Below are 13,202 nucleotides of genomic sequence, written 5' to 3' on the forward strand. Positions count from 1 at the left end.
TTCTCTCAACTCATGAACACACTGTTGTAATTTTTAGCGTTTGGCTGACGAATTACAGCTAATATCTTCAACAGAGAGTCTTGTTTTAAGTTTTCCCATAATCGTGGTTTTTCTAACACAAAAGCTGCTAAATCAAATCTTGACTCAATATTTTCCAATAACAGGGCACTCATCATTTCAATAACCCACATTAACAAGGCTTTCGGTAATTTTGAGAAAATTGATTGTTACTACGCCCTGCCTTATTGCGATGTCTACAACAGGCTGCGCCTACGCGTCCTTTTTTTATTCCCAGCTTTCCTTAATACTAAGGATGTCACTTACACCACTAAAAAAGTGACTCGGAAAATACGATTAAATTGAGCTTCAGAACTCGAAACTTGAGTTTGAGAACTTGAGATTACCAGTTCTCTACTCAAACTCCGAGTTTCTGAGCTTCTAACTTTCAACCTCTTAAGCAAAATTGCCGATAGATTTTTTGCACTATTGATGCTTACGGCTGCACTCCAGATTTACAGATAAAATTGCGCCTTCATCAATTTTTAGTTTCTACCTTTGAAAGAGTTTAACCATTCTTGAACTTGCTCTCTTGCAATATCGCGCCCTCCAAGACCAAAGGCTAGGGCAATAGCAACTGCGATCGCACCTAGTAAAAGTCCAAAGGCTAAATTCACAATATCACTGGCAACTCCAATCTGTTGCAGTGCCATTGCCGAGACTAAGGCAATAATGGCAATCCGTGCCACTTGTCCCAAAATCTGGGCTTGGCGATCGCCGGAACTGGTAATGATGTTAAAAGCCAAATTTGCCAGGAATAAGCCAATGGCAAAGATCACCAATCCGGCCAAAATCCGCCCGAATATAATCACAATCCCAGACACTAATGCTGTCAGGGCTGGAATATTCAAGATATTCACCGCCGCCACTGTCGCAAACAGCATGATCCCCACTAAAGCAACAATACCTACAACTTCCGATGGAGTGCGGGTTGGAATCGGTGGGGTTGCTGATTCTGTGGAAATGACGATTCGTCGGCCGGGTGTAGTCAGACCCAAAATAGTGAAAATGTTATTAAACCCTAAATTGGTGAGGATACTTGTAACCAAGTCCGCGATAAACCGCCCAATAAAATAGGCAACAATCAAAATTGCTGCGGCTGTAAAGATGGCAGGCAAGGCGTTGAGAACCTGTTGCAGCATAGCGATCGCCGGTACAGATATCGCATCAATTCGCAAGGCATTCAGCGCTGCGATCGCTACAGGAATCAGAATCAAAACATAGACAATTGTGCCGATAATACTCGATAGAGGTTGTACCCCTGCACTTGTAGATAATCCTAACCGACTACCTAAATGGTCAAGACCAGTTGTCGCCAGCAAGTTTGTCACAATCCGCCGTACTATATTAGCGATGAACCAGCCAACTACAGCAATCAAGATCGCCGCTAAAATGTTCGGCAGAATTAGCAGAACTTCTGTAATTAGAGCTTGTACTGGTTGTAGAGCTTGCCTGAGTCCGAGAGTATCTAAAACTGGGGCAAGAAACAGTAAAAATATAAACCAATACAGAGCATTACCGATCGTATCGCTAAGAGACAGCTGATTCAGGCTGGGTGCGCTGTCTTCTGGTTCTGGATTCAAACGCTCATCCAGGTTAAATGCCTGTAATGAGCGGACAGTGATAATCTTCACAATCGTCGCCAAAAACCAGGCTGCTGCCAAAAGGATTCCTGCACCAACCAACTTTGGCAAAAAACCAATAAGTTGATTGAGGAAATTATTCAGGGGTTGAGAGGCTACTTCCAGATCCAACGTCTGTAAAACAGCTACCGCAGTTAACAGGATAATGCTCCAAAAGACTAAGCTAGAGAGTAATTTCTCCACTTGGGGAACATCTTGACGACCCGTTATCCCAGCGGCAATGCGGTTATCTATGTTTGTGCGCTTGAGGATTCCTTGCGTCAGTGCCGCTGCGATCGCTGCAATCAGCCAACCTACTAATAAAATTGCTACTGCCCCTAAAAGACGAGGCGTAAACAGAATCAACTGTTGAACAATACCTTGCACATCAGCGATTCCTTGATTTACTGCTGGTTGTATTGGTTGCAGGCTGGGCGATGATTGTGCCAAAAATTGCTGCACCCTTGTGGATAAACCAACTCCATAGGCGTAGCCCGTCGTAGACATCACCTGGGTTATTTCTTGCCAAGTTGTGTTCATGGTTTTCGGGAATTATGCTTAAGTATTCGCCGCAAACACTGAGTCAGTGTTTTGCCTATCAATTTACCAGTAAAAACATACATATTTACTCATATTTGATTTAATATACGGGCATTAGGCATTGGCAGAGGGGCAGAGGGGCTGAAGAGGCAGGAGCCAGAAGTTCTAAAATGTTTGAATTTTGAATTTTGAATTTTGAATTTTGAATTGATTTCTCCCCTGCTCCCACTTTGCTGAATTTTGCGTTACTCTAATTGCAGCAACAGCACCAAAGATGTGGAATGTCCCAAGTTTTGGAACAATCGATTCAAATTAATGCTACAGCTACAGTGGTGGAGCGCTGTATTAGCGATTTAGCTCTTATGCACCGTTGGCTCAACCCCGTTCTTCGTTGCGAACCTGTGGGCGAAGCTTGGAGTACCGATGTCGGTAGTAAAAGTCGTTTTATTATTCAAATTCCTCTACTGAAACCCACCCTGAATAGCGTAGTTGTAGAACGACAACCGGGTTTGGTAGTCTGGGAATTTCAGGGGTTTTTTCAAGGGCGCGATCGCTGGGAATGTCAGCCAACACAAAAGGGAACACTCCTACTCAACCGCTTTGAGTACGATATCCCTAACCCCTTAGTCAGTTGGGGCTTCAACACTTTTGCTGCGTCTTGGACGAAAGAAGATATGCAAGCCCAGCTACGTCGCCTCAAACGAGTTGCAGAAGAACAAAATTAGTCATTAGTCATTGGTCATTGGTCATTGGTCATTGGCTTACTAAAATTTTCCCAGTTCCTAATCCTTATTTCCTACTTGTCTTTACCCAATTCGGTAAGTAGCCGCCGAATCACAGATGCATCCTCGGCATCGGGAACTTTTGCTAAATAATTTTGTAAGTCATCTATGGCTTGGGGGTAGTAACCGAGTTGGTAGTAAATCAAACCGCGATCGCGCAATTCTAAATTTAAACCAGGAAACAGCAACAAAATTCGTTCAACTGCTGCCAGCGTTTTTTCTAACTCTTGCTGTTTGAGGTAAATAAATTTTAAATTTGTCAACATCCGGGCCAAAAATTGCCGATTACTAACTACAGCCAAAAATTCTGGTTGTAGCGTCACAGGTTGCTGATAAAGTTGAGATAGGCGTTCTTCGCAATCTTGGGCAAATATTATTTCACCGCCATTGAAAGCATCTACAAAAATCTCTATATCAGGAATATCTGGGCGGATCAAGAAATGTCCTGGCATACCTATACCCACCATCGGAAAATCAATCCGTCGAGCAACTTCCAGGTAAACCAGCGCTAAGGTAATGGGAATCCCCAATCGGCGCTCGATTACATCATTGAAAAAGCTGTTGCGCGGGTCGTAATAGTCAATTTTATTACCAGAAAATTTTAAATCGTCGTAGAGATACTGATTAATACTTTGAACTATCCGCAAAGGATATCGTGAATCAGGCAGACGTTCTTGTAGCTCCCACGCCATTGTATCAAGGGCATTGAGGTATTCTTCTGCATCTAGCTTGGGATATTCTTCTTGTGCAATGTACAAAGCTGCCTTTGCTAGATCAATTTGCTCGTCAGACTGCTGAATCTCCTGGTAAAAATATTGTCGTGCTGACGATAAATTCATAAGCTGTTGCTCGGTGGAAGTGTGAGGATGAAGCCGCAGCTATGCCCAACTCAGGCATCGCGGCTTGGCTAAAAACTGTTTTTGTATCTATCTTCATCTTATGGATATTCAGAAGTTTTGGAAATGAAGTTTATAGATAGCTTTATATATCTATTGCTAACTAACTTTTAGTAAATGCTGCGTTGGCGATCTCTTTGATAAACTGTAACCATGCAAAGAACATGATGTAATACAAATATGATTTATTTCAAGGCAAAAGCTAGGTATCAAATATCTAGCTTTTGCCTGCAAGTGTAAATATTTAGGCAACTTAGAATACTAGTATATTTTGGTACATCGAGTTAAAGCCAGAGCGATCGCATCTGAAAAATGAAATTAGGGATAAACTAGAGCCTATCCCGTCAATCTGGTCAGGATGAGGACTACAACCCCAACCGCCAAACTCCTTTTTAAGGAATTACTAAGAGAGTTATGTCCCCGTCCGATGCTAGAGTGAAAGGTGACATTGCTTATTCTTATGTCTTCTCCGACCTTATCTGAAATCTAGCTTCACTCATTAGGCGCAGCATGGTCACAACCGCAGAAAAAACAAACATTGGCTACATTACCCAAATCATTGGCCCAGTTGTAGACGTTAAATTTCCCGGCGGGAAATTGCCACAAATCTACAACGCTTTGAAAATCGTTGGCACCAACGAAGGTGGACAAGAAATCAACATCACCGTTGAAGTACAGCAACTGCTGGGCGACAACCAAGTGCGGACTGTTGCGATGAGTTCCACCGAAGGCTTAGTGCGTGGTTTTGAAGTCACCGATACAGGCGCTCCCATTAACGTGCCAGTTGGTAAAGCCACTTTGGGTCGAATTTTCAACGTCCTTGGCGAACCCGTAGACAACAGAGGCCCTGTAAATGCTGAGGCAAGTTTACCCATCCACCGCTCTGCTCCCAAATTCACCGACCTGGAAACTAAACCTTCCGTGTTCGAGACTGGGATTAAAGTTGTTGACCTTCTGACTCCCTATCGACGCGGCGGTAAGATTGGTCTATTCGGCGGTGCTGGTGTTGGTAAAACCGTGATCATGATGGAGTTGATCAACAACATCGCTACTCAGCATGGTGGAGTATCCGTTTTTGCTGGCGTGGGCGAACGCACCCGTGAAGGCAATGACCTCTACAATGAAATGATTGAATCTGGGGTTATCAACAAAGACAACCTCAACGAATCAAAAATTGCTCTAGTTTACGGTCAAATGAACGAACCACCCGGAGCTAGAATGCGGGTTGGTCTTTCAGGATTGACAGTAGCAGAATACTTCCGCGATGTGAACAAGCAGGATGTGCTGTTGTTTATTGACAACATTTTCCGGTTTGTACAAGCAGGTTCGGAAGTGTCGGCGTTACTCGGTCGGATGCCTTCAGCGGTGGGATATCAGCCCACATTGGGAACCGACGTAGGTGAACTGCAAGAGCGGATTACCTCGACTACAGAAGGTTCGATCACCTCCATTCAAGCAGTGTACGTCCCTGCGGATGACCTCACCGACCCCGCACCTGCTACCACCTTCGCCCACTTGGACGGAACTACAGTACTGTCTCGCGGTTTGGCAGCTAAGGGAATTTATCCCGCAGTTGACCCTCTTGGTTCAACTTCCACCATGCTTCAGCCCAACATTGTCGGTGACGAACACTACAGTACAGCCCGGGCGGTGCAATCAACTCTGCAACGTTATAAAGAACTCCAAGACATTATCGCCATTCTCGGTCTAGATGAATTGTCTGAAGAAGACCGTCTGATCGTAGCGCGGGCGCGGAAGGTTGAGCGCTTCTTGTCCCAGCCGTTCTTTGTCGCAGAAGTATTCACCGGTTCTCCTGGTAAGTACGTGAAATTGGAAGACACCATCAAAGGGTTCCAAAAAATTCTGTCTGGTGAATTAGACGATCTGCCAGAACAGGCTTTCTACTTAGTTGGCGATATTAACGAAGCGATCGCCAAAGCTGCAAAAATCAAAGGTTAGTCATTAGTCATTGGTCATTGGTCATTGGTCACTGGTCATTAATCATTAGTCATTAGTCATTAGTTCAAGGCTAATGACTAATGGCAATTACAAATGACAAAGGACAAAGGACAAAGGACAAAGGACAAAAGACAAAAGACAAAGGACAAAGGACAAATGACATTAACCGTTCGTGTAATTTCCCCAGATAAAACAGTCTGGGATGCCCCAGCTGAAGAAGTCGTTTTGCCTAGCACTACTGGTCAATTAGGTATCCTCACTGGACACGCACCCCTTTTAACCGCTCTGGATACTGGTGTAATGCGAGTTCGCGGCGCGAAAAATCAGAATTGGGAAGCGATCGCCCTTTTGGGTGGCTTTGCCGAAGTCGAAGAAAATGAAGTGACAATTCTGGTTAACGGCGCTGAACGTGGCGACAAAATTAACCTTGATGAAGCTCGTACTGCTTACAACCAAGCAGAAACACGTCTAAGTCAAGTTTCCGCAGACGATCGCCAAGCCCAAATTCAGGCAACTCAAGCCTTCAAACGCGCCCGCGCTCGGTTTCAAGCTGCTGGCGGTTCAATCTAATTTTACTTTCTATTTCAAGTTTGTAGGTTGGGTAATGTCCAGCCTACAAATTATTTATGAAGAAGAACTCAAGAGTCAAGAGTCAGAATTTAACGTGAATTCTGTACGGATACTAAAACTCCATCCCTTTACAGATAGAGCATTCTGAATTCTGAATTCTGACTTCTTAATTTATTAAATTTTAAAAAAATTACGTCAAGTTTAAGAAATCGAGCCAAGCCTTGGTGAAGTGTTAACTTAGCTAATTAGTTGCCCAAATGGGCACAGATTATGAAAAGCCTTTCATCTTTACTTGGTACTCGTAAACAAAATAAGGTAGCTCGTTTTGCAGCATCGATCGTAGCAACCTTAGCGATGGCTTCGCCAACGTCTTTGACGAACGCTGCGCCAGTTTCTTTGACGAACGCTGGAAGTATTCACCCTGCCAATGCCACGCCAGTAAAAACAACTACTGCATCAGTCCAGCTAAATCAGACCAAACCAAATATTGCTCAGTTACAAATTAGCAGGACTCAATATCAAGCTGCTGGAATTAATCCTGTTGTAGTGGTTCCAATTTTACTTGTTGGCGGTTTAGTTATATTTGTACCCTTATTCTTTGGCGGACTTGTAGTAATTGGTGAACGTGAAGTAGGTATTGTAGTTAGAAAATTTACCCTTTCCGGGCGCGGACTCCCTGCCGGCAGTTTGATTGCCCTCAACGGCGAAGCTGGCTTGCAGGCAGATACTTTAGCTCCTGGTTGGCATTGGGGCTATTGGCCTTGGCAGTATTCTGTAAAAAAAGAGCCGGTAGTTGTCGTTCCCCAAGGGGAAATCGCTTTGATTGTGGCAGCAGATGGTCAACCCAACCCACCAGAGCGGATTTTGGGGAAAATTGTCAGTTGCGACAACTTCCAAGATGCTCGAAAATTCCTCAGCGAAGGCGGTGAAAAAGGGCGGCAGATGGGTTTTCTCACCGCAGGTACGTACCGGATCAATACCGCCCTGTTTAAAGTGATCGTGGCAGCAAATGCCAGCGCTCATGGCATGACTCCAGAACAGTTGCGGGTGTACAATCTGGCATCGGACAAAGTTGGCATCGTTACTACCTTAGATGGTCTACCAATCTCTGCCGGTGAACTCGCAGGCTCCATAATTGAGGGACACGACAACTTCCAAAATGGTCAGAAATTTATTAATGGCGGTGGACGGCGAGGTTTACAAGAACAGATATTGCTTTCTGGTTCTTGGAACTTGAACCCTTGGTTTGTCCAAGTTGAGCAAGTGCCGATGACAGAAATTCCCATTGGGTATGTAGGTGTGGTAATTTCTTTCGTAGGTAAAGCACATCAAGATGTTAGTGGTGCAGCTTTCACCCACGGTAACTTGGTGAATCAGGGACATAAGGGTGTGTGGGTCGAACCGCTATATCCTGGTAAGCACCCGATTAATTCCCGGATTATGAAGATTGAACTCGTGCCAACGACTAACATTGTTTTAAACTGGTCAGGTCGGACTGAACGCCACAGTTATGATGCTAAACTGGCTTCTTTAACAGTGCGATCGCGTGATGGGTTTGCCTTTGATTTGGAAGTAGCACAAATTATCCATGTGGGTGCCTTAGATGCTCCGAAGGTAATTTCTCGCGTTGGTGCAATGCAAAATCTGGTAGACCATGTATTAGAACCAACTATCGGTAATTATTTCCGTAACTCAGCCCAAGACTATACTGTACTAGACTTTCTTACCGCTCGGAGTGAACGGCAAGCTGAGGCTGCTGAGTATATTAAAACAGCATTGCGGGCTTATGACGTGCAAGCGATCGACACCCTGATTGGTGATATTCAGCCACCAGCATCACTAATGCAGACACAGACAGACCGGAAAATTGCCGAAGAAGAACGCAAGACTTATGAAGTCCAGCAGATGGCGCAAACCCAACGGCAGCAGCTTGTCCGGGAAACGGCACTTGCTGATATCCAGCAAGAAATGGTGAAATCTGAGCAGAGCGTACATATTGCTGACCTTAAAGCCCAAGCTCAAATTAAGCAAGCGACCGGTGAAGCCGAGGGGACAAAACTCCGATCAATTGCTGAGGCTGAAGGTATTCGGGCCACAGGTAACGCCAAAGCTGAAACCTACCGTGCTGGTGTGGAAGCCTTGGGTTCACAAGGTTATACAGCAATGCAACTAATGCAGATTATCGGCGATCGCAATGTCCGCTTGATACCAGATGTCTTAGTCGGCAGTAACGGCAGCAATAACGGCTTAGTGGATGGGCTACTATCCTTGATTTTATGGAATCAAACTGGTAAGGGTGAATTGACACCAACACCTTTGCATCCACAACCAGTAGTTAGTAATGGACAATCGACCACAGACAATGGTCTTCCACCGATAGTTGTGAATTTTCCTGTAGATAAGTAACATCAGGAATATGAGGTAGGGGCATTACATTGTTCTGCCCTTACAAAAAACAATGATAGTATCTTAATTGTGGGGATTTTGCCCACCTTGTAGGTAGATAAATTTTGCTTTTACAAGAACGTTATCGTTTAATCAAGCAGATTGGTAAAGGAGGATTCTCTAAAACCTTCCTCGCTGTAGATGAGGGTGAGTTTCCTCCAATTCCTTGCGTCATTCAAGAATTATCGCAAGAATACGAGACTTCTATTACTTTTGAGCAAAAGGCGCAAAAGCTAGAAGAATTAGGAAAGCATCGGCAAATTCCTGCATTATTAACTTATTTTCAGCAAGATGGACATTTTTATTTAGTGCAGGAGTTTATTGCAGGCATTAATTTAGCTCAGGTGGTTGAAGAAGAAGGCGCTTTTAATGAAACTCAGGTTTGGCAACTTTTAGAAGATGTGTTGCCAGTTTTGCAGTTTATTAGCGATCGCCACATCATCCACCGCGATATTAAACCCCAAAATATCATCCGTAGATGCCCAATTACCAACAAGGCAGATTTCGTCATAGTCGATTTTTCCACTGCGAAAATCGTTACAGAAATAGATCGTTTAACATCTGAAACCAGTATCGGTAGTCCAGAATACGCTGCACCAGAGCAAACAAAGGGAAAAGCCGTTTTTGCTAGTGATTTATATAGCTTGGGTGTAACTTGTATTTACTTACTTACCCAGATTTCTCCCTTTGATTTATTTGATATTGCAAACGATTGCTGGGTTTGGCAACAATATCTTACTACTAAGGTAGGCGATGTCTGGCGACAAGACTCAAAAAGTCTACGCTTGGCGCAAATTCTCGACAAACTATTGCAAAATGCGGTGAACCACCGCTTTCAATCAGCTGATGCAGTTATGCAAGCAATGGGTATCCAATCCAAAATCCCAGTTGCGCCGTCAGTGCAGCAAAGGTGCGATCCTCTTTGGCGATCCTTGCATACCCTAACTGAGCATTCTGGGACATTAAGTAGTGTGAATGCCCTTGCCATTAGTCCTGACGGTCACACTTTAGCCAGTGCTAGTGATGACAAAAATATCAAATTGTGGGATTTAAATACTAAAAAAGTCCTAGCTAGCTTATCAGGACACACACACGCTGTAAAATCAGTTACCTTCAGTCCGGATGGTCAAATTCTGGCAACTGCTAGCGATGATAAAACTATCAAATTGTGGCAGTTTGATACATTAAAAGAAATTTGCACCCTCTGGGGACACGCACACGCTGTAAAATCAGTTGCTTTCAGTCCAGATGGGCAGATTCTCGCTAGTGGTAGCTGGGATAAGACAATCAAACTCTGGGATGTCAATACTGGCAGAGAAATTTGCACCATAGCTGGACACCAATTAAAAGTAAATTCAGTGGCATTTAGTCCCCAAGGACAGCTTTTAGCCAGTACTAGTTATGACAGAACAATTCGCCTGTGGCAGATAACAAGAGGCGGGGGAGCAGGGGGCAGGCTTGCCGCGAGCGTAGCCGAACGGGAGCAGGGAGATATGGATAGTGCTGAGTTAAAAGACCGTCCACAAGGAACAAAGGAAATTTCCCCTTTCCCCCTGCCCCCTGCCCCCTTGCCTCATTTCCCCCTGCCCCCTGCCCCCTGCCCCTTTCCCTCTGCCCCCTTGCCTCATTTCCCTCGCTTGTTAGGCACCCTTTCGGGTCATGCATGGGCGGTTTTGACAGTCGCTTTTAGTCCTGATGGTCAAATTTTGGCGACGGGTAGTGATGATAACACTATTAAATTATGGGACGTAAACACTGGTCAGCTAATTTGCACGCTTGTAGGCCATTCTTGGTCTGTGGTGGCTGTGGCTTTTACTGCTGATGGCGAAACACTTCTAAGTGCAAGTTGCGACAAAACAGTTAAACTTTGGAGGGTAAGCACAGCAGAAGAGATTGTTACTCTCTCTGGTCATGTAGACTCAGTATCTGCTGTTGCTGTGAGCAAAGTTACACAATTAATTGCAAGCGGCAGCCGGGACAAGACTATCAAACTGTGGCAGCTTGTAGAACAGGACAATAGCTAATTTTGTAATATCAAGCGCTACCTGTAAAGGCAACTTCTGGAAATTTCAATTGAGCTTCTGCCATTGGACGGTTTCTGCCTTCCTCTTGCCAGTAGTTAATCACTTCTGTTGCTTTATTAAGCAACTCAACACGATCCACATCAGTAATCCAATGTTTGGACTCTAATTCCTTTTTTAACTCTTCCCAAGCGTCATTTCTGGGCCAAAAAAAGTACTTAGTCAAGGGACTGGTGCCTTTGCCTACAACTTGGTCGACTGCGAGAGCAACGTTCTCGTCTAACCACAAAATTTTCAAAATAAACTTGGTCAATCACACCTCCGGGAATTTCCGGGCATTTAGGATAGCGATCGCTTATTTTAACGCAATACCCTATCAAATGACCAAACAGTGATTGAGAATGGTCTACCATAAGGTTTAGTCGGCGCTAACAAAAGATGCTTATGACTGCTCAACTGCCCGAATCTCAAACAACATCTGGTTCAGATTTGTACGAGCAAGACTTTTACCTGTGGATTCAAACCACGGCAGAACTGCTCAAGCAAGGTCGGCTCACAGAACTAGATTTAGAGAATTTGATTGATGAAATTGAAACAATGGGCAGGAGTGAAAAGAAAGCACTAAGAAGCAACTTGGAAGTGGTACTAATGCATCTATTGAAGTATAAATATCAAGCCGAGAAGCGCTCTGGTAGTTGGCGAGCAACAATTCGGGAGCATCGCAAACGCCTCAGACAAGCTCTAGAAGAAAGTCCTAGCCTCAAACCCTATTTTTATGAGGTTTTTGGGCTGTGTTATGACGATGCTAGACTCTTGGCTGCTGATGAAACTGAATTGCATTTGGCTATCTTCCCCGAAGAATCTCCCTTTACACCAGAGCAAGCCCTCAATCCCGATTTTTTACCTGAGTCATAATTTCAACCCGATCTAAAATATTTTACTGTTAATTTTGACTTTTGAATTCGGAGCGAAGCGACGTGACTGCTCAACTGCCCCAATCTCAAACATCTGGTTCTTCTTTGTACGAGCAAGACTTTTACTTATGGATTCAAACCACGGCAGAACTGCTCAAACAAGGTCGGCTCACAGAACTAGATTTAGAGAATTTAATTGAAGAAATTGAAACGATGGGCAGAAGTGAAAAGCGGGCATTGGAGAGCAATCTGGAAGTGTTGCTGATGCATCTGCTGAAATACCAGCTTCAAACTGAAAGGCGCTCAAAAAGTTGGCAGTACACAATTTTAGAACACCGCAGGCGAGTCCAAAAGGCACTCAAGGAAAGTCCGAGTTTGAAGCCTTACTTCGAGCAAGTTTTTGATGAAAGCTATCAAACTGCTAGACGACTAGCTGTCATTGAAACTGGATTAGACATTGCTATCTTTCCAGAAAAATCTCCCTTTACGCCAGAGCAAGCCCTTGACCTCGATTTTTTACCTGAGTCATGAGCAAATTATGATGATGTAAAACTCTTTTGCTTCCTTACCCCATGACTCAACCAACTTCTGCAAAAGCGATCGCTATTTTCGATATTGATGGCGTTGTACGCGATGTTAGCGGTTCCTATCGCCGGGCGATCGCAGATACCGTAGAATATTTTACTACCCAAGCATATCGTCCAACCCCACTAGATATTGACCAACTCAAGTCTGAAGGCGTGTGGAATAACGATTGGGAAGCATCGCAGGAATTAATTTACCGTTATTTTGAAACCCAAGGACAAACGCGCGAACAACTGCAACTAGATTACAGTGCGATCGTTGCTTTTTTTCAATCGCGTTACCGAGGCTCAGATCCAAATAATTTTACTGGGTATATCTGTAATGAACCTTTATTATTACAACCCAGCTATTTAGAACAACTTACCCAAGCCGGGATTGCCTGGGGATTTTTTAGCGGTGCAACTCGTGCTTCCGCCAACTATGTCTTAGAAAAACGCCTGGGTTTGCAATCTCCGGTGTTGATTGCGATGGAAGATGCACCAGGTAAACCAGATCCTACTGGACTTTTCGCTACAGTTCGTGAGTTAGAAAATGGAATTGAGCAAAAATTAGCTGTAGTCTATGTGGGAGATACGGTAGCAGATATGTATACCGTCGAGAAAGCGCGAAATCTAGATTCTGCTCGCACTTGGCTTGGTGTAGGGGTTTTACCGCCCCACGTCCAGGAAACAACAGCGCGTAGTGATGCTTATAGTGAGACACTAATAGTAGCAGGAGCAGCAGTAGTTTTGCGTAATGTGCAAGAATTGACTCCAAGGCAGATTCAAGAATTGGTGACTTCATCTGCTTAATCTCTGTTCTAAGATTAATC

At 44.2% G+C, this 13,202-nt stretch carries 13 protein-coding genes; 8 read left to right on the top strand and 5 right to left on the bottom strand.

Features of this window, described 5'->3' with window-relative positions:
- Positions 1-5: 5 nt before the first annotated feature.
- Together RM368_RS27285 and RM368_RS27290 are read right to left on the bottom strand one after the other, a co-directional pair.
- Complete coding sequence (locus RM368_RS27285) at positions 6-176, bottom strand: hypothetical protein (RefSeq protein ID WP_322696952.1); 171 nt, start codon at positions 174-176, stop codon at positions 6-8.
- 366 nt (positions 177-542) lie between these two features.
- Positions 543-2,219: a mechanosensitive ion channel gene (locus tag RM368_RS27290; protein ID WP_322696953.1), complete on the bottom strand. Its 1,677-nt coding sequence runs from the start codon at positions 2,217-2,219 to the stop codon at positions 543-545.
- 281 nt (positions 2,220-2,500) lie between these two features.
- On the opposite strand from RM368_RS27290, the gene RM368_RS27295 reads away from it, so the two are divergent.
- Positions 2,501-2,944 (top strand): SRPBCC family protein, encoded by a 444-nt coding sequence (locus tag RM368_RS27295; protein WP_322696954.1) that lies wholly within the window; start codon positions 2,501-2,503, stop codon positions 2,942-2,944.
- 71 nt (positions 2,945-3,015) lie between these two features.
- Here RM368_RS27295 and RM368_RS27300 read toward each other — a convergent pair whose 3' ends face one another.
- On the bottom strand, positions 3,016-3,840 hold the full coding sequence (locus RM368_RS27300; RefSeq protein ID WP_322696955.1) for a SirB1 family protein: 825 nt from the start codon (positions 3,838-3,840) through the stop codon (positions 3,016-3,018).
- Positions 3,788-3,937 carry a hypothetical protein gene (locus tag RM368_RS27305; protein ID WP_322696956.1) on the bottom strand — a complete coding sequence of 50 codons (150 nt, stop codon included), beginning with the start codon at positions 3,935-3,937 and terminating at the stop codon, positions 3,788-3,790. The genes RM368_RS27300 and RM368_RS27305 overlap by 53 nt, the downstream gene beginning before the upstream one ends.
- A 470-nt stretch (positions 3,938-4,407) precedes the next feature.
- Between RM368_RS27305 and atpD the strand changes: the two genes are divergently transcribed.
- The 4 genes from atpD to RM368_RS27325 all read left to right on the top strand — a co-directional run bounded on the left by atpD (position 4,408) and on the right by RM368_RS27325 (position 10,895).
- Positions 4,408-5,856, top strand: a complete 1,449-nt coding sequence (gene atpD, locus RM368_RS27310) for a F0F1 ATP synthase subunit beta (RefSeq protein WP_322696957.1) — start codon at positions 4,408-4,410, stop codon at positions 5,854-5,856.
- A gap of 156 nt (positions 5,857-6,012) precedes the next feature.
- Positions 6,013-6,426, top strand: coding sequence for an ATP synthase F1 subunit epsilon (gene atpC, locus RM368_RS27315; RefSeq protein WP_322696958.1), 414 nt, complete (start codon positions 6,013-6,015; stop codon positions 6,424-6,426).
- Between the two features lie 270 nt (positions 6,427-6,696).
- The gene (locus RM368_RS27320) at positions 6,697-8,832 is read left to right on the top strand and encodes a flotillin family protein (RefSeq protein ID WP_322696959.1); all 2,136 of its coding nucleotides are present in this window, start codon (positions 6,697-6,699) and stop codon (positions 8,830-8,832) included.
- 104 nt (positions 8,833-8,936) lie between these two features.
- Complete coding sequence (locus RM368_RS27325; RefSeq protein ID WP_322696960.1) at positions 8,937-10,895, top strand: serine/threonine-protein kinase; 1,959 nt, start codon at positions 8,937-8,939, stop codon at positions 10,893-10,895.
- A 10-nt stretch (positions 10,896-10,905) separates the two neighbouring features.
- Here the strand turns inward: RM368_RS27325 and RM368_RS27330 are convergent, their stop codons facing one another.
- A complete protein-coding gene (locus RM368_RS27330; RefSeq protein ID WP_013190996.1) occupies positions 10,906-11,205 on the bottom strand; it encodes a 30S ribosomal protein PSRP-3 in 300 nt (99 codons plus the stop codon).
- A 131-nt stretch (positions 11,206-11,336) separates the two neighbouring features.
- Between RM368_RS27330 and RM368_RS27335 the strand changes: the two genes are divergently transcribed.
- From RM368_RS27335 to RM368_RS27345, 3 genes are all read left to right on the top strand, one after another.
- Complete coding sequence (locus RM368_RS27335) at positions 11,337-11,807, top strand: DUF29 domain-containing protein (RefSeq protein WP_322696961.1); 471 nt, start codon at positions 11,337-11,339, stop codon at positions 11,805-11,807.
- A 62-nt stretch (positions 11,808-11,869) separates the two neighbouring features.
- A complete protein-coding gene (locus tag RM368_RS27340) occupies positions 11,870-12,337 on the top strand; it encodes a DUF29 domain-containing protein (RefSeq protein WP_322696962.1) in 468 nt (155 codons plus the stop codon).
- Positions 12,338-12,378: 41 nt separating this feature from the next.
- On the top strand, positions 12,379-13,182 hold the full coding sequence (locus RM368_RS27345; protein WP_322696963.1) for a TIGR01548 family HAD-type hydrolase: 804 nt from the start codon (positions 12,379-12,381) through the stop codon (positions 13,180-13,182).
- Positions 13,183-13,202: the final 20 nt, after the last annotated feature.

Source organism: Nostoc sp. DedSLP03 (genome assembly GCF_034530815.1).
GTDB lineage: Bacteria > Cyanobacteriota > Cyanobacteriia > Cyanobacteriales > Nostocaceae > Nostoc.